Annotated in this window: 21 protein-coding genes and 1 pseudogene; 14 read left to right on the forward strand and 8 right to left on the reverse strand. The window is 61.5% G+C overall.

Annotated elements, in window-relative coordinates; genetic code table 11:
* The first annotated feature begins 2 nt into the window (after positions 1 to 2).
* The gene (locus BBF94_RS08205) at positions 3 to 587 is read left to right on the forward strand and encodes a cob(I)yrinic acid a,c-diamide adenosyltransferase (protein ID WP_065258538.1); all 585 of its coding nucleotides are present in this window, start codon (positions 3 to 5) and stop codon (positions 585 to 587) included.
* Positions 588 to 711: 124 nt separating this feature from the next.
* Here the strand turns inward: BBF94_RS08205 and BBF94_RS08210 are convergent, their stop codons facing one another.
* The 4 genes from BBF94_RS08210 to secA all read right to left on the reverse strand — a co-directional run bounded on the left by BBF94_RS08210 (position 712) and on the right by secA (position 6,522).
* Complete coding sequence (locus BBF94_RS08210) at positions 712 to 1,656, reverse strand: Nudix family hydrolase (protein WP_065258539.1); 945 nt, start codon at positions 1,654 to 1,656, stop codon at positions 712 to 714.
* Complete coding sequence (locus BBF94_RS08215; RefSeq protein WP_065258540.1) at positions 1,653 to 2,285, reverse strand: glutathione S-transferase family protein; 633 nt, start codon at positions 2,283 to 2,285, stop codon at positions 1,653 to 1,655. Before BBF94_RS08215 ends, BBF94_RS08210 begins: the two co-directional genes overlap by 4 nt.
* A 158-nt stretch (positions 2,286 to 2,443) precedes the next feature.
* On the reverse strand, positions 2,444 to 3,661 hold the full coding sequence (gene argJ, locus BBF94_RS08220; RefSeq protein ID WP_065258541.1) for a bifunctional glutamate N-acetyltransferase/amino-acid acetyltransferase ArgJ: 1,218 nt from the start codon (positions 3,659 to 3,661) through the stop codon (positions 2,444 to 2,446).
* Positions 3,662 to 3,783: 122 nt separating this feature from the next.
* A complete protein-coding gene (gene secA / locus BBF94_RS08225) occupies positions 3,784 to 6,522 on the reverse strand; it encodes a preprotein translocase subunit SecA (RefSeq protein ID WP_065258542.1) in 2,739 nt (912 codons plus the stop codon).
* A 309-nt stretch (positions 6,523 to 6,831) separates the two neighbouring features.
* Between secA and BBF94_RS08230 the strand changes: the two genes are divergently transcribed.
* Entirely contained in the window at positions 6,832 to 7,287 is a 456-nt protein-coding gene (locus BBF94_RS08230) for a DUF721 domain-containing protein (RefSeq protein WP_065258543.1), read from the forward strand.
* A gap of 9 nt (positions 7,288 to 7,296) precedes the next feature.
* Here BBF94_RS08230 and BBF94_RS08235 read toward each other — a convergent pair whose 3' ends face one another.
* A complete protein-coding gene (locus BBF94_RS08235) occupies positions 7,297 to 8,784 on the reverse strand; it encodes a helicase HerA-like domain-containing protein (protein WP_065258709.1) in 1,488 nt (495 codons plus the stop codon).
* Positions 8,785 to 8,972: 188 nt separating this feature from the next.
* On the opposite strand from BBF94_RS08235, the pseudogene BBF94_RS28360 reads away from it, so the two are divergent.
* The 5 genes and pseudogenes from BBF94_RS28360 to BBF94_RS08255 form a co-directional block, all read left to right on the forward strand.
* Positions 8,973 to 10,004: pseudogene (locus BBF94_RS28360) on the forward strand (HAMP domain-containing protein); the annotation flags it as partial.
* A gap of 93 nt (positions 10,005 to 10,097) precedes the next feature.
* Positions 10,098 to 10,862 carry a methyl-accepting chemotaxis protein gene (locus BBF94_RS28365; protein ID WP_371320922.1) on the forward strand — a complete coding sequence of 255 codons (765 nt, stop codon included), beginning with the start codon at positions 10,098 to 10,100 and terminating at the stop codon, positions 10,860 to 10,862.
* 128 nt (positions 10,863 to 10,990) lie between these two features.
* A complete protein-coding gene (locus BBF94_RS08245) occupies positions 10,991 to 12,103 on the forward strand; it encodes a glycosyltransferase family 4 protein (RefSeq protein WP_065258545.1) in 1,113 nt (370 codons plus the stop codon).
* A complete protein-coding gene (locus BBF94_RS08250) occupies positions 12,096 to 12,872 on the forward strand; it encodes a DUF2334 domain-containing protein (RefSeq protein ID WP_065258546.1) in 777 nt (258 codons plus the stop codon). Before BBF94_RS08245 ends, BBF94_RS08250 begins: the two co-directional genes overlap by 8 nt.
* Positions 12,869 to 13,867, forward strand: a complete 999-nt coding sequence (locus BBF94_RS08255; protein ID WP_065258547.1) for a lysylphosphatidylglycerol synthase transmembrane domain-containing protein — start codon at positions 12,869 to 12,871, stop codon at positions 13,865 to 13,867. The genes BBF94_RS08250 and BBF94_RS08255 overlap by 4 nt, the downstream gene beginning before the upstream one ends.
* Here the strand turns inward: BBF94_RS08255 and BBF94_RS27950 are convergent.
* Together BBF94_RS27950 and purU are read right to left on the reverse strand one after the other, a co-directional pair.
* A complete protein-coding gene (locus BBF94_RS27950; protein ID WP_176704433.1) occupies positions 13,851 to 14,027 on the reverse strand; it encodes a hypothetical protein in 177 nt (58 codons plus the stop codon). The genes BBF94_RS08255 and BBF94_RS27950 overlap by 17 nt on opposite strands.
* An 86-nt stretch (positions 14,028 to 14,113) precedes the next feature.
* Positions 14,114 to 14,962, reverse strand: a complete 849-nt coding sequence (gene purU / locus BBF94_RS08260) for a formyltetrahydrofolate deformylase (protein WP_065258548.1) — start codon at positions 14,960 to 14,962, stop codon at positions 14,114 to 14,116.
* 338 nt (positions 14,963 to 15,300) lie between these two features.
* On the opposite strand from purU, the gene mvaT reads away from it, so the two are divergent.
* Positions 15,301 to 15,678 (forward strand): histone-like nucleoid-structuring protein MvaT, encoded by a 378-nt coding sequence (gene mvaT, locus BBF94_RS08265; RefSeq protein ID WP_065258549.1) that lies wholly within the window; start codon positions 15,301 to 15,303, stop codon positions 15,676 to 15,678.
* Positions 15,679 to 15,777: 99 nt separating this feature from the next.
* On the opposite strand, the gene sbcB is transcribed toward mvaT, so the two are convergent.
* Entirely contained in the window at positions 15,778 to 17,208 is a 1,431-nt protein-coding gene (gene sbcB, locus BBF94_RS08270) for an exodeoxyribonuclease I (RefSeq protein WP_065258550.1), read from the reverse strand.
* 180 nt (positions 17,209 to 17,388) lie between these two features.
* On the opposite strand from sbcB, the gene BBF94_RS08280 reads away from it, so the two are divergent.
* From BBF94_RS08280 to BBF94_RS08305, 6 genes are read left to right on the forward strand one after another with little or no spacing between them, the layout of a single operon-like run.
* Positions 17,389 to 18,114 carry an RDD family protein gene (locus BBF94_RS08280; protein ID WP_065258552.1) on the forward strand — a complete coding sequence of 242 codons (726 nt, stop codon included), beginning with the start codon at positions 17,389 to 17,391 and terminating at the stop codon, positions 18,112 to 18,114.
* Entirely contained in the window at positions 18,111 to 19,088 is a 978-nt protein-coding gene (locus tag BBF94_RS08285; protein ID WP_065258553.1) for a stage II sporulation protein M, read from the forward strand. Before BBF94_RS08280 ends, BBF94_RS08285 begins: the two co-directional genes overlap by 4 nt.
* A complete protein-coding gene (locus BBF94_RS08290; protein ID WP_065258554.1) occupies positions 19,075 to 20,619 on the forward strand; it encodes a DUF4129 domain-containing protein in 1,545 nt (514 codons plus the stop codon). The genes BBF94_RS08285 and BBF94_RS08290 overlap by 14 nt, the downstream gene beginning before the upstream one ends.
* Positions 20,616 to 21,779: a DUF4350 domain-containing protein gene (locus BBF94_RS08295; RefSeq protein WP_065258555.1), complete on the forward strand. Its 1,164-nt coding sequence runs from the start codon at positions 20,616 to 20,618 to the stop codon at positions 21,777 to 21,779. The genes BBF94_RS08290 and BBF94_RS08295 overlap by 4 nt, the downstream gene beginning before the upstream one ends.
* On the forward strand, positions 21,776 to 22,777 hold the full coding sequence (locus BBF94_RS08300) for an AAA family ATPase (protein ID WP_065258556.1): 1,002 nt from the start codon (positions 21,776 to 21,778) through the stop codon (positions 22,775 to 22,777). The genes BBF94_RS08295 and BBF94_RS08300 overlap by 4 nt, the downstream gene beginning before the upstream one ends.
* Complete coding sequence (locus BBF94_RS08305) at positions 22,774 to 24,105, forward strand: DUF58 domain-containing protein (protein WP_065258557.1); 1,332 nt, start codon at positions 22,774 to 22,776, stop codon at positions 24,103 to 24,105. Before BBF94_RS08300 ends, BBF94_RS08305 begins: the two co-directional genes overlap by 4 nt.
* Positions 24,106 to 24,183 lie beyond the last annotated feature (78 nt).

The raw sequence follows: 24,183 nt of genomic DNA on the forward strand, positions 1-24,183 counted from the left end.
CCATGGGCTTTCGCTTGTCGAAGATCTACACCCGCACCGGCGACAGAGGCGAGACCGGCCTCGGCGATGGTCGTCGCGTGCCCAAGGATCACCCGCGCATCGAAGCCATTGGCGAAGTCGACACCCTGAACAGTCAGGTCGGCGTGCTGCTGGCCGGCTTGATCGCCGAACGCGAGACCTGCCCCGGGCTCAACGAATTGATCGACGTTCTGGCGCCTTGTCAGCATCGGCTTTTCGATCTCGGTGGCGAGCTGGCGATGCCGGAATACCGGGCCTTGAACGCAGCAGAAATCCAAAGGCTGGAAGCGGCCATCGATGTATGGAACGAAGAATTGGGGCCGCTGGAGAATTTCATTCTGCCCGGCGGTTCGATGCTGATTGCCCAGGCCCACGTCTGCCGCAGCCTGGCGCGCAGCGCCGAACGGCGTTGTCAGCATTTGAACGCCATAGAACCGCTGGCCGGGGTTGGCCTGGCTTATATCAATCGCTTGTCGGATCTGTTGTTTGTGGCGGCGAGGCTGATTGCACGGCGCCAGGGTGTTGCCGAGATTCTGTGGCAGCCGGCGAGCAAGCCTTCAGATCAATAACGACTGTCAGGACGCCTTCGCGAGCTTGCTCGCTCTCACAAAGAAAATGCATTCCTTTAATTGGCATGCAATCAAATGTGGGAGCGAGCCTGCTCGCGAAAGGGCCAGTTGCATCAATGCTTCATCAAGCTTGCGGCCAGAACGCGCGAATCCCCGCCACCCCCTGAGCCCCGGCATTCCACGCTTTCTCGCGCTCCGCCGGGCCGACTCCACCCAGCAGGAATACCGGTTTGCTGAAACCTTCGATCAATGTCGAAGCCTGTTCCCAGCCCAGCGGCTGTGCGTCCGGATGAGTCAGGGTCGGCTGCACCGGTGACAGGGTGACGAAATCCACGCCCATCTGCTCGGCCAGCGCCAGTTCTTCAGCATTGTGGCAGGATGCTGCCAACCAGCGCTCCGCCGGTAGCGGGCGCCCTGCTGCCGCGTATTTGCGCAGCTGCGCCGAGGTAATGTGCCAACCGGCGGACGGAAAATCCCCAAGCCACTCGAACGGCCCCTTGATCATCAACTGCGCCTTGCCGGCACACAGACCGACCGCGTCCACCGCCAGGTCGCGGTACTTCGGGTCATAACCATTGGGCGCACGCAGCTGGATCAGCTTGATCCCGCCGGCAATCGCCTTCTGAATGCCGCGCAGCAAGGCCGGGGCTTCCAGGTCTTCCGGTGTGATCAGATATTCAGCGGGCAGACGCGCAGCCGCCACGATGGGCTGGTTGGCTGCCGGAAATTCGTAGTTCGTCAGTTCCTTCGCCGAAACCCAGGCCAGCGGTTGGCCTTCGGCGCCGTGAGGCTCGCCGGTGAAACTCGAAACCTCCCAGACATCCAGCAACACCTGTTTGTCCGGGTAATCGTGACGAACCTTGATCAACGGGCGGGCGGCGCCGACGACTATGCCCAACTCTTCCTGCAGCTCACGGGCCAGCGCAGTCTGCACCGACTCGTCGGCCTCGACCTTGCCACCAGGGAATTCCCACAGACCACCCTGGTGCTGAGTATCGGCACGACGGGCGATAAGGATTTTGCCGCTGTCGTCACGAATGACGGCGGCGGCGACGTGTACGCGTTTCACGACTGCAATTCCTCCAGTCCGGCCTTTTGCCAGGCCTTGAAGGCTGGCCATTGGTAGACGGTTTCAACATAGGCTTCATCTTCCGCCGGCAGCTTCACCTGATAGGTCCGCAGGCGCACGGCAATCGGCGCGAAGAACGCATCGGCCAGCGACACGCGACCAAACAGGAACGGCCCCTCTTCGGTCGCCGCCGCACGGCATTCGGCCCACAGCGCGAGCATGCGCTCGACATCGACTTTCACCTCCGGCGGTACCGGATCGAGCGGTGCGTCATGGCTCAGGTTGAACGGCATGTGATTGCGCATGGCGAAGAAACCGCTGTGCATTTGCGCGCAGGCAGAACGCGCCTGGGCGCGAGCCGCGATATCGGTAGGCCAGAGTTGTTCGGATGGATACTGCTCGGCCAGGTATTCGGCAATCGCCAGAGAGTCGGCGATGGTGCCTCGAGCGGTTTTCAGCAGCGGCACCTTGGCGGTCGGCGAATGCTTGAGCAGTCGCTCGCGGGTGTCGGGCTTGCCGAGCTTGACCAGTTCTTCGGTGTAGGGCGCGCCGGTCAGTTCAAGCGCCAGTGCCGCGCGCAGGGACCAGGAGGAAAGCAGTTTGTCGCCGATGATCAGGTGCAAGGACATGGTTGGGATCCTTTCATCAGGAGGGACAGGCCAGAATCTACGGTGTCTGGTTGGCCGTCTTCGCGAGCAGGCTCGCTCCCACACTGGATCCGTATCGCCTACAAATCCCTGTGGGAGCCAGCCTGCTGGCGATGCAGGCGGCTCGGTTTCAGGTTGGATCAGGTGCGGTATTCGGCGTTGATCTTCACGTATTCGTGGGACAGGTCGGTGGTCCAGATGGTTTCGCTGCAATCGCCGCGACCCAGTTCGATACGGATGGTGATTTCTTCCTGCTGCATCACCGCCGCGCCCTGGGCTTCAGTGTAGGTCGCCGCGCGGGCACCACGGCTGGCGATGCACACATCGCCGAGGAACACGTCGATCTTGCTCACGTCCAGATCCGGCACGCCGGCCCGGCCGACAGCGGCGAGAATCCGGCCCCAGTTCGGGTCGGAGGCGAACAGTGCCGTCTTGATCAGCGGCGAGTGGGCCACGGTGTAGCCGACGTCCAGGCATTCCTGGTGATTGCCGCCACCATTGACTTCAACGGTCACGAACTTGGTCGCGCCCTCGCCGTCACGCACGATGGCCTGGGCCACGTCCATGCACACCTCGAACACCGCCTGTTTCAGCTTGGCGAACAGCTCGCCTTCGGCCCGAGTGATTTCCGGCAGTGCAGCCTTGCCGGTGGCGATCAGCATGCAGCAGTCGTTGGTCGAGGTGTCGCCGTCGATGGTGATGCGGTTGAACGACTTGTTGGCGCCATCCAGCATCAGGTTGTGCAGCACGTCGCGGGAGACTTTGGCGTCGGTGGCGATGTAGCCGAGCATGGTCGCCATGTTCGGACGAATCATCCCCGCGCCCTTGCTGATGCCGGTGACGGTGATGGTCACGCCGTCATGCTGGAACTGGCGGCTGGCACCCTTTGGCAAGGTGTCGGTGGTCATGATGCCGGTGGCGGCCGCTTCCCAGTTGTTTTCCGACAGATCGTCCAGTGCAGCCTGCAAGGCGCCTTCGATCTTCTCGACCGGCAGTGGTTCGCCGATCACGCCGGTGGAGTACGGCAGGACCTGGCTGGCATCCACGCCGGTCAGTTCGGCCAGTTTCGCAGTGGTGCGCTCGGCGGCGGCCAGACCCGGCTCGCCGGTGCCGGCGTTGGCGTTGCCGGTGTTGGTCAGCAGGTAGCGCACAGCGTTCTGCACACGTTTTTTGGCCAGGATCACCGGCGCTGCGCAGAAAGCGTTCAACGTGAACACGCCCGCCACGGTAGAACCTTCGGCACAGCGCATCACGACGACATCCTTGCGCCCCGGGCGCTTGATGCCGGCCGAAGCGATACCGAGTTCAAAACCGGCAACCGGGTGCAACGTTGGCAAAGGACCAAGACCAACAGCCATGAATGCGCTCCTTACTCAATGATGTCAGCACCGCCAGACATAGTGACGGTGGTGTAAATGGCAAAACGCCGCGACGGCTGATGCCGGTCGCGGCGCGGGTATTTCAGCGATTGAAACGGGGTTTACTGGATCTGCCCGTGGCAATGCTTGAATTTCTTGCCCGAACCGCAGTAGCACAGTTCGTTGCGGCCCAGCTTCTGCTCGTTGCGAACCGGTGCGGTGGCCAGGGCCACATCGACCTCTTCACCGACCAGTGCTTCCGGCTGCTCCAGACCCGGGGCTTCGGCGTGTTCGAACTGCATGCGAGCGGCCAGTGCCTCGGCTTCCTGACGCAGGCGCGCCTCTTCCTCGGCCGGATCTTCGCGGCGCACCTGAACGTGCGACAGCACACGGATCGAGTCGCGCTTGATCGAATCCAGCAGCTCGGAGAACAGCGTGAAGGACTCGCGCTTGTATTCCTGCTTCGGGTTCTTCTGCGCATAACCGCGCAGGTGGATGCCGTGACGCAGGTGGTCCATGGTCGACAGGTGGTCTTTCCACAGGTCGTCCAGCACGCGCAGCACGATCTGTTTCTCGAAGGTGCGCAGTGCGTCGGCACCGGCCTGGTCTTCTTTCTCGTTGTACGCGGCGACCAGCTCGTTCATCAGCTTCTCGCGCAGGGTTTCCTCGTACAGGTGATCGTCTTCGTCGAGCCATTGCTGGATCGGCAGCTTCACGCCGAAGTCGCTGGCAATCGCGGCTTCCAGACCGGCCACATCCCACTGCTCCGGCAGCGATTGCGGCGGAATGTGGGCGCTGACGGTGGCGTTCAGTACGTCCTGGCGGAAGTCGGCAATGGTTTCGCCAATGTTGTCGGCGGCCAGCAACGTGTTGCGCATGTGATAGATCACTTTACGCTGCTCGTTGTTGACGTCGTCGAACTCCAGCAGTTGTTTACGAATGTCGAAGTTGCGGCCTTCAACCTTGCGCTGGGCCTTTTCGATGGCGTTGGTCACCATGCGGTGCTCGATCGCTTCGCCAGGCTGCATGCCCAGGGCCTTCATGAAGTTCTTCACCCGGTCGGAGGCGAAGATGCGCATCAGGCTGTCTTCCAGCGACAGGTAGAAGCGGCTGGAACCGGCATCGCCCTGACGACCGGCACGGCCACGCAGCTGGTTGTCGATACGACGGGATTCGTGACGCTCGGACGCGATCACCTGCAGGCCGCCGGATTCCAGCACTTGCTGGTGACGTTTCTGCCAGTCGGCCTTGATCTGGGCGATCTGCTCAGGGGTCGGGTTTTCCAGCGAGGCCACTTCCACTTCCCAGTTGCCGCCCAACAGGATGTCGGTACCACGACCGGCCATGTTGGTGGCGATGGTCAGGGCGCCCGGACGACCGGCCTGGGCAATGATCTCGGCTTCCTTTTCGTGGAACTTGGCGTTCAGGACCTTGTGTTCGATACCTTCCTTCACGAGCAAGGCGGACATGTGCTCGGAGGTTTCGATGGTCGCCGTGCCCACCAGCACCGGACGGCCGGCGGCCATGCTTTCCTTGATGTCATTGACGATCGCCGCGTATTTCTCTTCGGCGGTCAGGAACACCAGGTCGTTGTAGTCCTTGCGGGCCAACGGCTTGTTGGTCGGGATGACGACGACCTGCAGACCATAGATCTGATGGAATTCGAACGCTTCGGTGTCGGCCGTACCGGTCATGCCGGACAGCTTGGTGTACAGACGGAAGTAGTTCTGGAACGTGGTCGAAGCCAGGGTCTGGCTTTCGGCCTGGATGTTCAGGTTTTCCTTGGCTTCGATGGCCTGGTGCAGGCCTTCGGACAGACGACGACCCGGCATGGTACGGCCGGTGTGTTCGTCGACCAGAACGACCTGGCCGTCCTGCACGATGTATTCGACGTTGCGGTTGAACAGTTTGTGCGCACGCAGGCCGGCATAGACGTGGGTCAGCAGGCTCAGGTTGTGCGCAGAGTACAGGCTCTCGCCCTCGGCCAGCAGGCCGATGCTGGTCAGCTGGTCTTCGATGAACTGGTGACCGGCTTCGTTGAGTTCGACCTGACGGGTCTTCTCGTCGACCGTGAAATGACCTTCCTGTGTGACTACGCCTTCGACTTCTTCAACGTGCTGCTTGAGTTTCGGGATCAGTTTGTTGATCTCGATGTACAGCTTCGAGCTGTCCTCGGCCTGACCGGAAATGATCAGCGGGGTACGCGCTTCGTCGATGAGGATGGAGTCGACTTCGTCGATCACGGCAAAGTTGAGTTCGCGCTGGAATTTCTCTTCCATGCTGAACGCCATGTTGTCGCGCAGGTAGTCGAACCCGAATTCGTTGTTGGTGCCGTAGGTGATGTCGGCGGCGTAGGCGGCGCGCTTCTCCTCCGGTGGCTGGAACGGCGTCACGATGCCGACGCTCAGGCCGAGGAATTCGTACAGCGGACGCATCCAGTTGGCGTCTCGGCGGGCCAGGTAGTCGTTCACGGTCACAACGTGCACGCCCTTGCCGGACAGCGCGTTGAGGTAAACCCCCAGGGTCCCCACCAGCGTCTTGCCTTCACCGGTGCGCATTTCGGCGATCTTGCCTTCATGCAGGGTCATGCCGCCGATCAGCTGGACGTCGAAATGGCGCATGCCCATGACGCGCTTGCCGGCTTCGCGGGCGACCGCGAAGGCTTCGGGCAACAGCTTGTCGAGGGTCTCCCCCTTGGCGATGCGGTCCTTGAACTCTGCGGTCTTGGCGCGCAGTTGATCGTCCGAGAGGGCGACCATCTTCTCTTCGAAGGCATTGACGAGCTGCACCGTCTTGAGCATGCGTTTGACTTCACGCTCGTTCTTGCTTCCAAAAAGTTTCTTTAACAAAGGCGCAAACATATCGGCAGGATCTTCCACACTAAAGGGATGGAGGGCGGCCCCGTGAGCGTCGCCCGTGCAGCCCTCATGGCCGCATGCGAACGAGCATTCTACCCGGAAACGGAAGTGAGGAAAGTGGGGATATTCCACGATGCTGGCACTGCGCTTTGACGGGGCTCACTTAAAATAGGGACGTTTTGCTCAACTTCAAGCCTTTGGCGACAGAAGTTAATCGTTGATTTAATGGGCAAAGCAGGGACAAAAGCAATGGGCGATTGAAATGGGAGCCGTCTGCTACCATGGCGCCTCAGTCAGATAAGGTGTTGGATCATGGCATTTCGCCCACTCACGGCCAAGGCGCCCGCCGTTCTGTTACGCGAAGCCAGGCCGTTGAAAGCCATCCTCGGCCAGGCCCAGCGCCTGGCCCACCTGCAACGCCTGCTCGAAAGTCAGTTGCAGCCCGCCGCCCGCGAACACTGCCATGTGGCCAGGTGGCGCGAAGGCGAACTGTCGCTGGTGGTCACCGACGGCCACTGGGCGACGCGCCTGCGCTACCAGCAGAAACGCCTGCTGCGGCAATTGCAGATGTTCGACGAGTTCACCAGCCTGACGCGGATCAAGTTCTCGGTGCGCCCTCCCGTCTCCCGGCCCGAGCCGGCCGGACACATGCTGGACCTGTCGACGGATGCCGCCGCGACCATTCAGTCGACCGCCGAAGGGATCAGCGATCCGAACCTGCGGGCGGCCCTGGAGCGCCTCGCGGCGCACGCCAGGACCAAACCCTGACGTTCCCGATCAGCGGCGTTTGCTGCCACCGAGCAACGATCCCATCAACCCGCGCACCAACTGCCGGCCCAACTGGTTCGCCGCCTGACGCATCGCCGATTTCAGCGCCTGCCCTGCGGCGGTGCCGAGGAACTCCCCGGCCTTGTCCGCCAGACTCGGCTCCTCTGGCGCCGGTTTGCCAGGAATCGCCTCGGTTTCAGGCCCCAGGTTCTTGCGTCCCGTCAGGATTTCATACGCCGACTCACGGTCGATCGGCTTGTCATATCGCCCCTTGAACGGCGATCCGGCAATCAGCACCGTGCGTTCGGTCTCGATCAAAGGCCCGATCCGCGATTGCGGCGGTGCCACCAGCACGCGCTGGACCATCTCCGGCGTGCCCTTTTCCTGCAAGGTGCCGACCAGCGCCTCGCCGATCCCGAGTTCGGTCAACACCGATAACGTATCGAACGCCGGATTCGGCCGGAACCCGTCCGCCACCGCCCGCAAGGATTTCTGCTCCTTGGCGGTGAACGCCCGCAGTCCGTGCTGCACCCGCAAGCCCAACTGCGCCAGTACGCTATCAGGCAGATCGCCCGGCGACTGAGTGACAAAATACACTCCGACACCTTTGGAACGGATCAACCGCACCACTTGCTCCAGACGCTCCTGCAAGGCCTTGGGCGTATCACCGAACAACAAGTGCGCTTCGTCGAAAAACAGCGCCAGCAGCGGTTTGTCGGCATCGCCCCGCTCCGGCAGTTGCTCGAACAGCTCGGCGAGCAGCCACAGCAGGAACGTTGCGTAGACTTTTGGCGCTTCGTGCACCAGACGACTGGCATCAAGCAAATGAATCCGCCCACGACCGTCGGCAGTCGGTTGCAGGATGTCTTCCAGTTGCAGCGCCGGCTCGCCAAACAAGGCTTCGGCCCCCTGCTGTTCGAGGACTGCCAGGCGCCGCAACAACGCCTGACTGGAGCCGGTAGTGAACAACGCCGCGTCTTCGCCGAGCAGTTGCGGGTTGTCCTTGAGGTGGTTGAGCAGCGCTTTCAGGTCTTTCAGATCCAGCAGCAACAAGCCTTCGCGGTCCGCGACCTTGAACGCCGCGTACAGCGCCGACTGCTGGCTGTCGGTCAGCTCCAGCAACGCGCCGATCAGCAACGGCCCCATTTCGCTCAGCGTGGTGCGCAGCGGATGACCGGACTCACCGTGAATGTCCCACAAGGTAACGGGATAAGCCCTGGACTGGTAATTGAGCCACGGCATGCCGGCGATGCGCTCGGCGACCTTGCCCTGAGGGTTGCCGGCAGCGCCGAGGCCGCACAGATCACCCTTGATGTCGGCGGCGAACACCGCGACGCCGGCATCGCTGAAGGCTTCGGCCAGCCTTTGCAGGGTAACGGTCTTGCCGGTGCCGGTCGCGCCGGCCACCAATCCGTGACGGTTGGCCAGGCGCATCGCCTGGGCGATCGGTTGCCCGGAAAGATCGGCACCGATAACGAGTTGCGAAGAGTCAGGCATTTGGTCACCCAATAGTTAATCTTTGTCGAGCATGGCCGATAGAGAGAAATGAGAGACCCGATCAAAAATCCGGTCTGAGATTTCCCTAAGGAGAGACGGAAATATCAGTGAGCTTTCACCCCTGCCCATTTTGCGCGCTCTTATAAAAGCACGCGCTGGACATTAAGACCTTAGCGGAACCCCAAGCCATGAACAAAAATCTACGCTTCAGCCATAAAATCCTGCTTGCCGCCGCCCTCATCGTCATTGCCGCCTTCGCCTCGTTCACGCTGTACAACGACTGGCTGCAGCGCAATGCGATTCGCGATGACCTGAACAACTACCTCAACGAAATGGGCGAGGTCACTGCCGACAACATCCAGACCTGGCTCAGCGGGCGCATCCTGCTGATCGAGAACGCGGCACAGAACATCACCATCAATCCCGAGCCGGCCGCCGTCGCCAGCCTGCTGGAACAAAAAGCCCTGACCTCGACATTCATGGCGTCCTACCTCGGCGACGCCACCGGGCACTTCACCATTCGTCCGGATGCGAAGATGCCGGACGGTTTCGATCCACGGGTTCGCCCCTGGTACAAAGGTGCCGAAAGCAGCAGCACCTCGACCCTGACCGAACCCTACATCGACGCGGCCACCGGCCAGACCATCATTTCCATCGCCACCGCCGCGAAAAAAGCCGGCCAGAGCGTCGGTGTGGTGGGCGGCGACCTGAGCCTGCAAACCCTGATCGACACCCTCAGCGCCCGGGATTTCTCCGGTATGGGCTACGCGTTCCTGGTCAGCGCCGACGGCAAGATCCTGGTGCACCCGGACAAGGCGCTGGTGATGAAGTCGCTCAAGGAAGCCTACCCGCAGGACACGCCGCGCATCAGCAGCGATTTCAGTGAAGTCACTGTCGACGGCAAGACCCGCATCGTCACGTTTGCCCCGATCAAGGGCCTGCCGTCGGTGAACTGGTACATCGGCCTGTCGGTGGACAAGGACAAAGCCTTCTCGATGCTCAGCCAGTTCCGTACCTCGGCCGTTATCGCGACCGTGATTGCGGTGGCGATCATCATCGCCCTGCTCGGCATGCTGATCCGTATCCTGATCCAGCCGCTGCATGTCATGACCCGCGCCATGGAAGACATTGCCGACGGCGAAGGCGACCTGACCAAGCGTCTGACCATCCAGAACCACGATGAATTCGGCGTGCTCGGCACGGCATTCAACCGTTTCGTCGAGCGAATTCACGGTTCGATCCGCGAAGTGTCGTCGGCCACCGGACAAGTCAACGAAGTCGCGCTGCGGGTCGTCGCGGCGTCCAACTCGTCGATGTACAACTCCGACCAGCAAGCTTCGCGCACCAACAGCGTGGCGGCGGCGATCAATCAGCTCGGCGCCGCGGCCCAGGAAATCGCCCGCAACGCAGCCCAAGCCTCGACTCAGGCGAGCGACGCCCGTGGCCTGGCCGAAGACGGCCAGCAAGTGGTGGATCGCAGCATCAAGGCCATGAACCAACTGTCGAGCATGCTCAGCGCCTCCAGCAGCAACATCGAATCGCTGAACAGCAAGACCGTGAACATCGGCCAGATCCTGGAGGTGATCACCAGCATTTCCCAGCAGACCAACCTGCTGGCGCTCAACGCCGCCATCGAAGCAGCGCGGGCCGGTGAGGCCGGTCGCGGTTTTGCGGTGGTGGCGGACGAAGTGCGCAACCTCGCGCACCGCACTCAGGAATCGGCGCAACAGGTGCAGACCATGATCGAGGAGCTGCAGGTCGGCGCTCGGGAATCCGTCAGCACCATGAGCGACAGCCAGCGCCACAGCCAGGACAGCGTGGAAATCGCCAATCTCGCCGGCGAGCGCCTGAACAGCGTGACCCAGCGCATCGGCGAAATCGACGGCATGAACCAGTCGGTGGCCACCGCGACCGAGGAACAGACCGCCGTGGTCGAGTCGATCAACGTCGATATCACCGAGATCAACACGCTGAACCAGGAAGGCGTCGAGAACCTGCAGGCGACCTTGCGTGCCTGTTCGGATCTGGAGCAGCAGGCTTCGCGCCTGAAGCAACTGGTCGGCAGCTTCCGCATTTAAGTCCGATAACCTGCCCTCTCCTCCCCGGAGAGGGTCAGGCGCTTTTCGCCCCCTGCTCGATCCCGACCGAACATCCCTTCCCGATAAGGGTCAACCGAGGGAGATCAACGAGCGGAGGGCCGTTCCACGTGCACATCGCCGACATCACCATGTTTTACGCCCCGGCCAGCGGCGGCGTACGCACCTATCTGGATGCCAAGCACCGTCGTCTGGGGCTCAAACCCGGCATTCACCACAGCCTGCTGATCCCTGGCGCGCGTTACGGCGAGCAGGACGGCGTTTACAAGGTTCCCGCCCCGGCCCTGCCCTTTGGCAAGGGCTACCGTTTTCCGCTGCGACTGGCGCCGTGGCGCAACGTCCTGCACGACTTGCAACCGGATCTGATCGAAGTCGGTGATCCCTATCTCACGGCTTGGGCGGCGCTGGATGCACGCCGGCAACTGGACGTACCGGTGATCGGCTTTTACCACTCCGATTTGCCGCTGCTGGCGAGCAACCGCGTGGGCCACTGGGTCACACCGAATGTCGAGGCGTATGTCAGCCGGTTATACGGCAACTTTGACCGGGTGCTGGCGCCAAGCCGGGTGATGGCCGACAAGCTGCGCGGTCTGGGCGTGAGCAATGTTTTCGTCCAGCCTCTGGGGGTGGATTTGCAAACCTTTCATCCCGAGGCTCGTGACCCTGGGTTGAAGGCAGAACTGGGCATTGCCGAAGACGCCCGCCTGCTGATTTTCGCCGGACGCGGCTCCAAAGAGAAAAACCTGCCGGTGCTGCTCAAATGCATGCAGCGCCTCGGCCCGCGCTATCACTTGCTGCTGGTCGGCTCGGCAATGCCAGCGACGGTTCCCGACAACGTCAGTGTGATCGATGATTTCTGCCCGGCAGCGCAAGTCGCACGCTTGCTGGCCAGTGCCGACGCCCTGGTGCATGCCGGCGATCAGGAAACCTTCGGCCTGGTGATTCTGGAGGCGATGGCCTGCGGCACACCGGTGGTCGCAGTGGCGGCCGGAGCCTTCGAGGAAATCGTCAACGACGCCTGCGGTCTGCTCTGTGCACCGAACAATCCACAGGCCATGGCCAATGCCGTACGCGAGCTGTTCAGCAGAGATCCCGCACGCCTGGGTCGACAGGCGCGCCGGCATGTCGAACGGCATTACGCCTGGGACAGAGTGGTCGACAGCCTGCTGGGCCACTATCACGCCGTGCTCGGTGATTCGGCTGCGCAGGTGGCCAATGGCTGAGCGCCTCGAGCGGCCTGCCGTGTTGCTGGTGCTGCACGACGTGGCGCCTTCAACATGGGCCGACTATCACGCCTTCGTCGAAGCCGTTGACGGGCTGGGCAACATCCCGATGACGTGGCTGGTGGTACCGGACTTCCATCGACAGGCTGCCGTGGATGCCCATCCCCGGTTTTACCGGATGCTTGACGAACGTGTGGCCCGCGGTGACGAACTGGCCCTGCACGGCTGTTTCCATGAAGACATCGAGCCCGGTCCGCGAACCCCGCGAGACTGGTTCATGCGTCGGGTCTACACCCATGAAGGCGAATTTTTTCAGCTGTCCCGGGAAGCCGCGCTGTCCCGCCTTCATCCGGGCATCGAGCTGTTCCGGCGCCACGACTGGCCACTGCACGGTTTTGTCGCCCCGGCCTGGCTGATGAGCCCAGGCACTCGTCAGGCACTGGGTGAATTGCCGTTGCGCTACACCAGCGATGCACAGCACCTTTATCACTTGCCGGACTTCATCCCGGTCAAGGCTCCGGGGCTGGTCTGGAGCGCACGCAGTCCCTGGCGTCGCGGCCTGTCGAAACTGGTCAGCGAACAGCGTGCACAACGCTGGCGCCGGGCACCGGTGATTCGACTAGGCTTGCATCCGGTGGACATGCGCCACCGTTTTTCCCGGGATTACTGGTGGCAAACCCTTGAACGCCTGCTGGCGGACGGACGACAACCAATGACCAAGATCGACTGGCTGCAGCGACAAGGCACGCAACCGGAATACCCCGCATGAATCGCGGCATGCTGTTATTGATCGGCCTGCTGGCCGCAGTGCTGATTCCGGTTCTGCTGGGCGGCGGCGAAACCTGGGGACGCCTGCAAGCCTTTCCGCTGCACTGGCTGTTGCTCATGTTCGCCATGGTCCTGCTGTGCTGGGGCATCAACACCTTGCGCCTGCGGCTGTTGCTCGGCGACCAGCGGAACCGGGTCACGCCGCTGAAAAGCCTGGGCGTGGTGATGGCCGCCGAATTCGCCTGGTGCGCCACGCCCGGCGGCAGTGGCGGGCCACTGACCATCATGGCGCTGCTGGCCCGCAACGGTGTACGCCCGGCCAGGGGCAGCGCGGTATTCGCCATGGACCAGTTGAGCGATCTGCTGTTTTTCCTCTGTGCCCTGAGCGGGATTCTGATTTACGCCTTGTTTCAGCATCTGAGCGACCGTATGGAATGGCTGCTGACGGTCAGCGCCGTGTCGTTGTTCGGCGGACTGTTCAGTTGTGTGTTGGTAGCGCGCTATCACCGCCTGCTGATTCGCTGGAGTGGCCGCCTGCTGGCTCGCCTGAACGTTCAGCCGGGCACGCGGCGACGCTGGGCACGCAAGCTGCTGCATTTTCTCGCGGCCTTCACCGACGCCCTGAAATTGCCATGGCCGACCCTGATCAAGGTTTTTGCCCTGGCGTGCGTGCATTGGCTGCTGCGTTACAGCGTGCTGTATCTGGCGTTGCGCGGTTTGGGGGCGGACTTGCAGTGGGCCTGGACCTTTCTGATCCAGATGCTTTCGCTGGGAGCCGGCCAGTTCAGCCTGCTGCCGGGTGGCGCCGGTGCAGCAGAGTTGACCTCGGCGGCATTGCTGACTCCGATGGTCGGCAAATCCACCGCCGCCGCGGCGATCCTGATCTGGCGCGTGGTGACCTATTATTTCTATCTGCTGGTCGGTGGCCCGGTGTTTGTGTTGATGCTGGGCCGACCGCTGCTCAAAAAGCTGCTGAGCGTCAGAGAGGCTTCCTGACGTCGTCCTGTTCTTCCTGAAGCTGCTCCCACAACTCGGCAGCGCCGGGAAACTCCGTGCCGTCCTCGGGCGTCATGTCATCCGGGTCATAGCGGCTCAGGCAGCCCTCACCCAAAGTGGCGGGCGCTTTGGAAGTGGCTTTGTCCAGTGGATCGCTCATCGACGTTTTCTCCGGGGCTGAGACAAAAAAAGGGCCTGGAGCGATTGAACGCCCAGGCCCCTGTTTTTTCAACCGCAAAGCTGCGATCAGAACACCACGGTCTTGTTGCCGTGCACCAGCACGCGGTCTTCCAGGTGATAGCGCAGACCACGGGCCAGCACCATTTTCTCGACGTCACGGCCGAAACGCACCATGTCTTCGATGCTGTCGCTGTGGCTGACACGCACCACGTCCTGCTCGATGATCGGACCGGCGTCCAGCTCTTCGGTCACGTAGTGGCAGGTCGCGCCGATCAGCTTCACGCCGCGCAGCGACGCCTGATGATACGGCTTGGCGCCGACGAACGACGGCAGGAAGCTGTGGTGAATGTTGATGACCTTGTGCGCATATTCGCGGCACATGTCCGGCGGCAGGATCTGCATGTAGCGCGCCAGCACCACCACGTCGGCATCGTGCTGCTTGACCAGACGCGACACTTCATCAAAAGCCGGTTGCTTGTCCTGCGGATTGACCGGGACGTGGTAATAAGGAATGCCGTGCCACTCGACCATGCTGCGCAGGTCATCGTGGTTGGAAATCACACAGGAGATCTCGCAATCCAGCTCATCGCTGTGCCAGCGGTGCAACAAATCGGCCAGGCAGTGGGATTCGCGGCTGGCCATCAGCACCACACGTTTTTTCTGCTCGGTGTCGGTGATGCGCCAGTCCATCGAGAACTCTTCGGCGATCGGCGCAAACTTCTCGCGCAATACTTCGATACCGAAAGGCAGTGAGTCGGCACGGATTTCGTGACGCATGAAGAACCAGCCGACCTGATTGTCCGAGTGGTGGCTCGCTTCGGTGATCCAGCCATTGTGGGCTGCCAGAAAATTACTGACTTTGGCAACGATGCCAACGCGGTCCGGGCAAGAAATCACCAGCCGAAAAGTGCGCATGAGGGGGAAACTCCAGAACTTCGCAAAGGCGGCCATTCTAGCGACTGCGCCACAAAACTGCAGTATTCATGAGCTCCAGCCCCCGCCGGGACTCGCTTCAGCTTTTTTGACACAGCCACACGTCAGGATCATGGCGCGACAAACGTCATGTACGAACAGGCGACTGTGAATATTCGTGAAGACTGCATCACATTATTTAACTGAACATTCAAATCAGCGCTTTTCGACGTAACTAATTCAAATAAAAAGCCTGGCTAAATGTTTACTTGATGAAACAGCCTGACTATTATTGCCGCACTGTCCCCTGCCATCGTGCACTCCTACATAAGGTAGTAATCATGTCCTTGATCAACGAATATCGCGCCACAGAAGAAGCAATCAAAGAGCTGCAAGCCCGTTTGAAGAACCTGTCGCAAGACGACAAACTGCAAGCTGAGCTGGAATTCGAAGGCAAACTGCGCACCCTGATGGGTGAATATTCCAAGTCCCTGCGCGACATCATCGCGCTGCTGGATCCGGATTCCAAAACCAAAGCCCCACGTGGCGCTGCGGTAAAAACTACCGGCACCAAGCGTGCACGCAAAGTTAAACAATACAAAAACCCGCACAACGGCGAAGTCATCGAAACCAAAGGCGGCAACCACAAGACTCTGAAAGAGTGGAAAGCCAAGTGGGGCGCTGACGTGGTTGAAGGCTGGGCTACCCTGCTGGGCTAAGCCGCAGCTCCCGTCGCAGAGCACCTGCGACAACAGGAAACGCCAGCATTCGCTGGCGTTTTTTTATGCCTGTCATTCATGTGGCAGACATGTTCGATTTCAAAGATTCAAACGTTTGCGTAATGCCTGGACATAGTTCTGCCATTCAACAAGCACCTCACTCTGCGTCGGTGTCGCATTTAGCAACCATTGCTCCACCGCCTCTGCAAAAGAATCCAGGGTATTAGGGGCGCCCCATTCAGGGTCGGACAAGCGTTGCCGGCAAAAGACTTTCCAGCGTTCTTGCTCTTCGAAATTCAACGTATCCGGAAAGTTACGCGCTCGATATCGAAACAACAATTCAGGCAAACGTTCGTCATCGAACAGCCAATGTTCTCGTGCCAATTGCACAGGATCTGCCGTCCTCACTTGCTCACATAATCGCCGGTCACGATCACCGATAAATCCGTCGTACAACTGTTGTTCGGGATCTTCACTCGGGGTGAAATCTTCGCTGGCATAAATCGCCGGGATCTTATCTTTCCAAACTTGCTGTGCGTCACTTAGTCGCAATGCTCGGGCCTGATAAAGCGCCATGTCCAGCCCCAGACGCTGCTGATCTTCGACACGCAACACCGACAGCGGCGCGACCACCGGGCACTTGTTGATGTGAATCAGCTTGAGCGGCACCGGCAGTTCACCCTCGGCCAGCTCGTCGCGACGGGTATACAGCCGCTGACGCAAGGTCTGCGCATCCAGGTCGAGCAGGCCCTGCGGGTCCAGATGCAGATCACAGACAATCAGCGCGTTCCTGTTGCGCGGGTGCCAGGCCAGCGGCAGCACCACACCGACAAAACTGCGCGCCGCCGAGAACCGTCCGGAAATGTGCACCATCGGTTGCAACAGACGAATCTGGTCCAGGACCTTCTGTTTGCTGCGCAGCTGAAACAGCCAGTCGTACAAACGGGGCTGCTTCTCGCGGATCAATCGGGCCAGGGCGATGGTGGCGCGCACGTCCGACAAGGCTTCGTGGGCGTTGCCGTGATCGATGCCATTGGCGGCGGTCAGGCGTTCGAGCTTGAGCGTGACCCTGCCTTCGTCATCGGTGGGCCAGACCAGTCCGTCGGGACGCAACGCACAGGCGGCACGCACCACATCGATCAGGTCCCAGCGACTGTTGCCGCCCTGCCATTCACGGGCGTAGGGATCGAAAAAATTCCGGTACAGGCTGTAGCGGGTCATCTCGTCGTCGAAGCGCAAGGTGTTGTAGCCAGCACCACAAGTGCCGGGCGCGGCGAGTTGGGCGTGGACCCGGGTCATGAAGTCGGCCTCGCTCAAACCCTGTTCGGCAAGACGGCTCGGGGTGATGCCGGTGATTGCGCACGCCGCCGGGTGCGGCAGGATATCTTCGCTGGGCTGGCAGTAAAGATTGACCGGTTCGTCGATTTCGTTGAGATCGTGGTCGGTGCGGATACCCGCCACCTGTAACGGGCGGTCACATCGGGGATTGATGCCGGTGGTTTCGTAGTCGTACCAGAAGATGGAAGTCACGGGCGGTTCCTGAACTGAAGATCGGCAAAGTCTAGGCGTTCGACCGTCGTCGCGGCCAGCACGGCATCATTCAGGCACATTTGCCTGAGCGAAGGGCGATACATAGTTATGTCGTTTCCCCCCGTGAGGCTGCTAGCATCGGATTCACTCGCATCCCGATCCGGCAACATCAGGTAGCCCATGCTCGAGACCACAGCACCGCCAGGGAAAGCAACGCTGACACCGCCGCTGGACACACGGCATCAGGTCGAAACGCCGGAAGGCATCGACCTGCCGCTGCGTCCCGCCGGCCTGATGGTGCGCGCCGTGGCGTTCACCATCGATCTGGTATTCCGCGGACTGATCCTGGGGCTGCTGTTCATGCTGCTGGCCCTTCTCGGCCAACTGGGCATTGGCCTGGGCTCGCTGCTGCTGTTCGCGGTGAGCTGGTGGTACATGGTGTTGTTCGAAGTGCTGCGCCAGGGGCGCTCGCCGGGCAAGCAATGGATGGGTTTGCGGGTGGTGCACGACGACGGCACGCCGGTCGGCTGGTCGGCCTCGCTGCTGCGCAATCTGCTGCGTTTCGTCGATCTGATGCCGTTCGGCTATTTCCTCGGCGCCCTCAGTTGCCTGCAACATCCTGCGTTCAAACGCCTCGGTGACATCGCGGCCGGTACGCTGGTGGTCTACAGCGAGCGTCCGCTCAAGCGTCCGTCATTGCCTGATGCCGAGCCTCGTCGCTCCCCGGTCCCGCTTACCCTGATCGAACAACGCGCCCTGCTCGCCTTTGCCGAGCGTCAGGGTGAACTGTCGACCGCGCGGGTCAATGAACTCGCGGCGCTGCTGGCCCAGCCACTGCACATCAGCGCACCGAAAGCCGTCGGCGAACTCAATGGCATCGCCCGTGGCCTGCTGGGGCCGACATGAAGCAAAGTCTTTTCGAAAGCCGCCACAAGGCCGAATGGGAGCGCTTCACCCTCGCCCTCGAACGTCTGGAGCGCGGCAAGGACACTTCGCAGGTGGCTGAATTTCCCAAGGCCTACCGCCGACTCTGTCAACATCTGGCGCTGGCACAGGAGCGTGGCTACAGCAGTTTTCTCATCGACTCGCTGCAACAGCAGGTGCTGCGCGGCCATCAACAGCTTTACCGACATCGCAGCCGGCTCGGCGCCAATCTGATGGGCTTCATCATGGCCGGATTTCCACGGCTGGTACGGGCCGAATGGCGCTTCGTGCTGGCCGCCGGGCTGCTGTTCTTCGGCAGCCTGATCGGATTCGGCGTACTGGTGTATCTGAATCCCGAACTGATCTACAACCTGCTTCCCGCCGAGCAGGTACGCGAGATGCAGGGCATGTACGATCCGGTCGCCGGCCATCTCGGGCGCACCGCCGAACGCGCCGCCAGCGAAAACTGGGTGATGTTCGGCTACTACATCATGCACAACATCGGCATTGCCTTTCAGACCTTCGCCAGCGGTTTGCTGCTGGGAGTGGGCAGCGGGTTTTTCCTGTTCTACAACGGCCTGATCATCGGCAGCGTGGCCGGGCATCTGAGTGAAATCGGCTTCGGCCAGACCTTCTGGTCGTTCGTGATCGGGCACGGTGCGTTCGAACTCACTGCCATAACCCTGGCGGGCGCTGCCGGGCTGAAACTGGGCTGGGCGTTGATCGCACCGGGACGCCTGACACGGGGTGAGGCTCTGAAGCGTGCGGCGCGCCAGAGCGTACTGCTGATCTGCGGGGTGATGCTGTTCCTGCTGATCGCCGCGTTTATCGAGGCTTACTGGTCATCACGCACCGGGATTACACCGCAGACCAAATACCTGGTCGGCGCCGGGCTCTGGCTCTGCGTGGCGACCTATCTGCTGTTCGCCGGAAGGACCCGCCATGCGCCTGAGTGAGGCCACCGTGGTGATCCGCCCGCGTACCACCTGGGAAGCCATGGACCTGGGCGTGCGCATGAGCCAGCAACACCGGCGCCTGCTGATGACCAGCTGGGCCATCGTCACCCTTCCGCTGTTTGGGGGGCTCAGCCTGCTGTTGTGGGATTCACCGTCGCTCGCCGTGTTCATTTTCTGGTGGCTGAAACCTGCTTACGAACGTTTGCCGCTGTACATCCTGTCCAAAGCCCTGTTCGGCGAAACGCCCACCCTTAAAGAAGCATTGCGCCAATGGCCGCGCCTGCTCAAACCGCAACTGCTGGCCAGCCTGACCTGGCGACGTCTGAGCTTCAGTCGCAGCTTCCTGATGCCGGTGGTGCAGCTCGAAGGCCTGGGTGGCCTTGCCCGCCAGCAGCGTCTTCGGGTGTTGCTGCAACGCAATGCCGGCGCGGCGCAGTGGCTGACGATCATCGGCGTGCATCTGGAAACGGCGCTATGGATCGGCCTGATGGTGTTGTTCTACCTGCTTTTGCCGCAACAGGTCGAAACCGATTGGGACTGGCAAAGCCTGATCTTCGCCGTCGACCACCAATGGCGCTGGCTCGAGCACCTGACCAACGCTTTCTATGCACTGATACTGGTGATCTGGGAACCGATCTACGTCGCGTGCGGTTTCAGCCTTTATCTGAACCGGCGCACGGTATTGGAAGCATGGGACATCGAACTGGTGTTCCGCCGCTTGCGTCAGCGCCTGAACAGCAGCGCACTCGGCTTGCTGCTGGTGGTTTGTCTGTTGCTGCCGGGAGTGCTTTCGGCATGGGCCGCCGACCCCGCCACCGCTCCGGATGCGCCCCGGCTTTTGAATCAGCCACTGAACAGTCAGGCATCCCACGATAGCATCAAGGCCTTGCTGGAACACCCGCCGTTCAAGAACAAGGAAACCGTTACCCGTTATCGCTTCGGCGAAGATCCTGCCACCGTCGAAAAGACCAAGGACAGCAAAGCGCCACAATGGCTGAAAACCCTGCTGGGCTGGCTCAATGGTCAACACCTCAACGGGCTGGCCAAGGCCATTGAAGTGTTGCTGTGGGTCGTGGTGATCGGCGCAGTCGGCTGGCTGATTTGGCGCTATCGCGAGCTTCTGCAAACGTTCGTCAGTCGTCGTCCATCACTGCCGGTGCGGACAAAACGGCCAGTGCCACAGCAAGCCTTCGGTCTCGACCTGAGCAAGGAAACCCTGCCCGACGACATCGCCGCCCGTGCCGAACAACTCTGGCAGACCCAACCCCGTGCGGCGCTCGGCCTGCTGTACCGGGCGCTGCTCAGTCATCTGCTGCACGACTTCAACCTGACCCTGAAACCGGCCGACACCGAAAGCGAAGTGCTGGCCCGGATCGAACATTTGCAACGTCCGGATCTGCTCGCTTACAGCCGTCATCTCACCGGCCACTGGCAGAACATGGCCTACGGGCACCGCGTGCCGGCGGCGCATCTGCAACAGGAACTGTGCGATGGCTGGCGGTCACTGTTCGGCCATGGAGCTGCCCGTTGAACCGGCGCGCACTCTGGCTGGCCGGCGCGTTGATCCTCGCTCTGTTGGGCGCGCTGGGCGTTTATCTGTACCTCAAGGCCACGCCTTACCAGGCCGTGGTCGATCACGGCCCTTCCCCCGCCGCGCAAGCCAACCCGTATCTGGCGGCGGAGATGTTTCTGCGCGGTCACGGGATAACCGTCGACCACGCCGAGAGCCTCGCCGTGTTGCCCGAAATCGATCCGCGCCAGCACACCCTGTTGCTGTTCAACGACCGCTCGAACATGACTCCGCGTCAGGTCGATCAGGTTCTGAACTGGGCCCGGGCGGGCGGACGGCTGGTGTTCGTCGCCGAGTCGCTGTGGGATGAGAAGACCGGCCAGAGCAATGACCTGCTGCTCGATCGTGTGCAACTGCATCAATCCCTCAGCAAGGATCTGAAAGACCCGCCGCCGGATGTCGCCGAAGATCCTTACCCGAATCTGACCAGGCTTTATCTGGAAGACGAAGACGCCCCTGCCTACGCCGGATTCGACACCGCGTTCCACCTCGAAGACCCGAAAAACCTCGCCCAGGCCTGGGCCAACAGCGCCAAAGCCACCCACATGATGCAACTGGCTTACGGAAACGGCACGATCACCGTGGTCACGGATGCCGACCTGTGGAAAACCCCGGCCATTGCAGAGCACGACAATGCCTGGCTGCTTTGGTACCTGAGCGCCGACACCGCCGTGACGCTGCTCTACAACACCGAACACGACGGTGTGCCGACCCTGCTCTGGCGGTATTTTCCACAAGCCATCGTCGCCCTGCTGGCACTGATTGGTCTGTGGCTCTGGCATGTCGGTGTGCGCCACGGCCCGGTGCAGGCTCCTGTCCCGAGCGGTCGTCGGCAACTGATGGAACACCTGCGCGCCAGTGCCGATTTCATTCTGCGCCACAACGGTCAACAGACCTTGCTGCAAGCCTTGCAGCAAGACGTGATGCGCCGTGCCCGTCACCGTCACCCCGGTTTTGACCAATTGAACGTCGCCGAACAATGGCTGGCCCTGTCGCGCCTGTCCCGCCAGCCAACCCGCGCCATCAGCCAGGCCCTGAGCCCGGTACCGAAGCGGCGGATGTCCAGCGCCGAATTCTGCCGTCAGGTCGCCCACCTGCAAGCCCTGAGGAACTCGCTATGACCGAACACATCGAACCCGGCTCGCCCGGCCACGTGGCCCAGCAACGCCACCGCGCCAGTCAGTTGGCCCAAGCGGTACGCGGTGAATTGCAAAAGGCGCTGATCGGCCAGAACCCGGTGATCGACGACGTACTGACCGCGCTGATCGCCGGCGGCCACGTGCTGCTCGAAGGCGTTCCCGGCCTGGGCAAAACCTTGTTGGTACGCGCTTTGGCGAAGTGTTTCGGCGGCGAGTTCGCCCGCATCCAGTTCACCCCGGACCTCATGCCAAGCGACGTCACCGGCCATGCGGTCTACGACCTGCAGACCGAGCAGTTCAAACTGCGCAAAGGCCCACTATTTACCAACCTGCTGCTGGCAGACGAAATCAACCGCGCCCCGGCCAAGACGCAAGCCGCGCTGCTCGAAGCAATGCAGGAACGTCAGGTCACCCTCGAAGGCCGCGCCCTGCCGATCGCTCAGCCATTCATGGTGCTCGCCACGCAGAACCCGATCGAACAGGAAGGCACTTACCCGTTGCCCGAGGCCGAACTCGACCGCTTCATGCTCAAGGTGCGCATGGATTACCCCGACGCCGAGCAGGAGCTGGACATGGTGCGCCAGGTCAGTCGCTCGACCCGCGCCGACATGCTCGACGTGCAACCGCTGCGCACCGTGTTGCAGGCCAGGGACGTGCAGGCTCTGCAACGCATCGCCAGTGATCTGCCGCTGGACGATCAGGTACTCGATTACGCCGTGCGCCTGGCCCGCAGCACTCGCAGCTGGCCAGGGCTGACCCTCGGTGCGGGTCCGCGCGCCTCCATTGCACTGGTCCGTTGCGCCCGCGCCCGGGCACTGTTGCGCGGTGGCGAATTTGTGATTCCCGACGACATAAAAGGTTGCGCACTGGCGGTGCTGCGTCACCGGGTGCGCCTCGCACCGGAGCTGGATATCGAAGGGCTGCAAGTCGATCAAGTCCTTCAGCAACTGCTTGACCAGATCCCGGCGCCGCGCCTGTGAAACCCTCGCGCCTGTTGTTGATCTGGCTGGCGATCCTGCTGGCCATCGGCATTGTGCTGGGCACCTTGCAGGCGCTGGATGTCGAGGTGCCGTCGAGCCTGCTGTCGATCAACTGGGGCTTGCTGCTGGCGCTGTTTGCACTGAGCCTGCTGGACGCGCTGCGCCTCAAGCGCCTGCCTTCGCCACGCGTACATCGGCAAATGCCCGGCAGCCTGGCCCTCGGTCGCTGGAGCGAAATCCGGCTGGAAGTCGAACACGACTTCGACCAGCCACTGGCCATGCAGATCTTCGACCACGTCCCCGACGGCCTGAGCTTCGAAAACCTGCCGCTCGACATCGAGCTGCAACCCGGACAACGCAGCCAGATCGGCTATCGACTGCGCCCGCTCAAACGCGGCCACTTCACCTTCGATACTTGCGAACTCAACCTGCCCAGCCCCTTGGGCCTGTGGTCCGGCAAACGCCTGCTGAACCTCACCGACCACACCCGCGTCTATCCCGACTTCGCCCGTCTCTACGGCGGCCAGCTGCTGGCGGTGGACAACTGGCTCAGCCAGCTCGGCGTACGCCAGCGCCAACGCCGTGGCCAAGGGATGGAGTTTCACCAACTGCGGGAATTTCGCGAAGGCGACAGCCTGCGCCAGATCGACTGGAAAGCCACCGCCCGCCATCGCACACCGATTGCCCGGGAATACGAAGACGAACGGGATCAGCAGATCATTTTCATGCTCGATTGCGGGCGGAGCATGCGCAGTCAGGATGGTGAGCTGTCCCACTTCGATCATGCATTGAATGCGTGCCTGCTGTTGAGTCATGTCGCGCTGCGGCAGGGGGATGCGGTGGGGTTGTCCACCTTCGCCAGTGACCAGCCGCGGTTTATTGCACCGGCCAAGGGTGCCGGGCAACTCAAGGTGTTGCTCAACGGCGTTTACGATCTGGAAAGCACGCAACGGCCAGCGGATTATCCGGCGGCGGTGAATCAGGTGCTGGCGAGGCAGAAGCGGCGGGCGTTGGTGGTGATAGTGACTAATGTTCAGGATGACGATGATGAGGAGTTATTGATCGCCGTCCGGCATTTGAACCATCGGCACCGAGTTTTGGTGGTTTGCCTTCGGGAAAAAGCAATCGAAGACGTTCGGCTATCACCGATTCAAACCATTGAACAAGCACTGAGCTATTGCACGACAGTGGACTATCTCAATGCCCGCATAGAGTTTCATGACAAGGTAAAAGTTGGTGGAGTGTCCGTGCTGGATCTGTATGCACATGAGCTGGAGGCAAATCTCCTGACCCGATATCTGAACTTGAAGAGGACAGGCGCCTTTTAACCTGTGAGCATCAACCCCTATTCTGATAGGGGTTGATGCCCTATAAACCATGCCAGGTATTCGTAATTGGTTATCACA

The organism is Pseudomonas bananamidigenes, from assembly GCF_001679645.1.
Taxonomy (GTDB): domain Bacteria; phylum Pseudomonadota; class Gammaproteobacteria; order Pseudomonadales; family Pseudomonadaceae; genus Aquipseudomonas; species Aquipseudomonas bananamidigenes.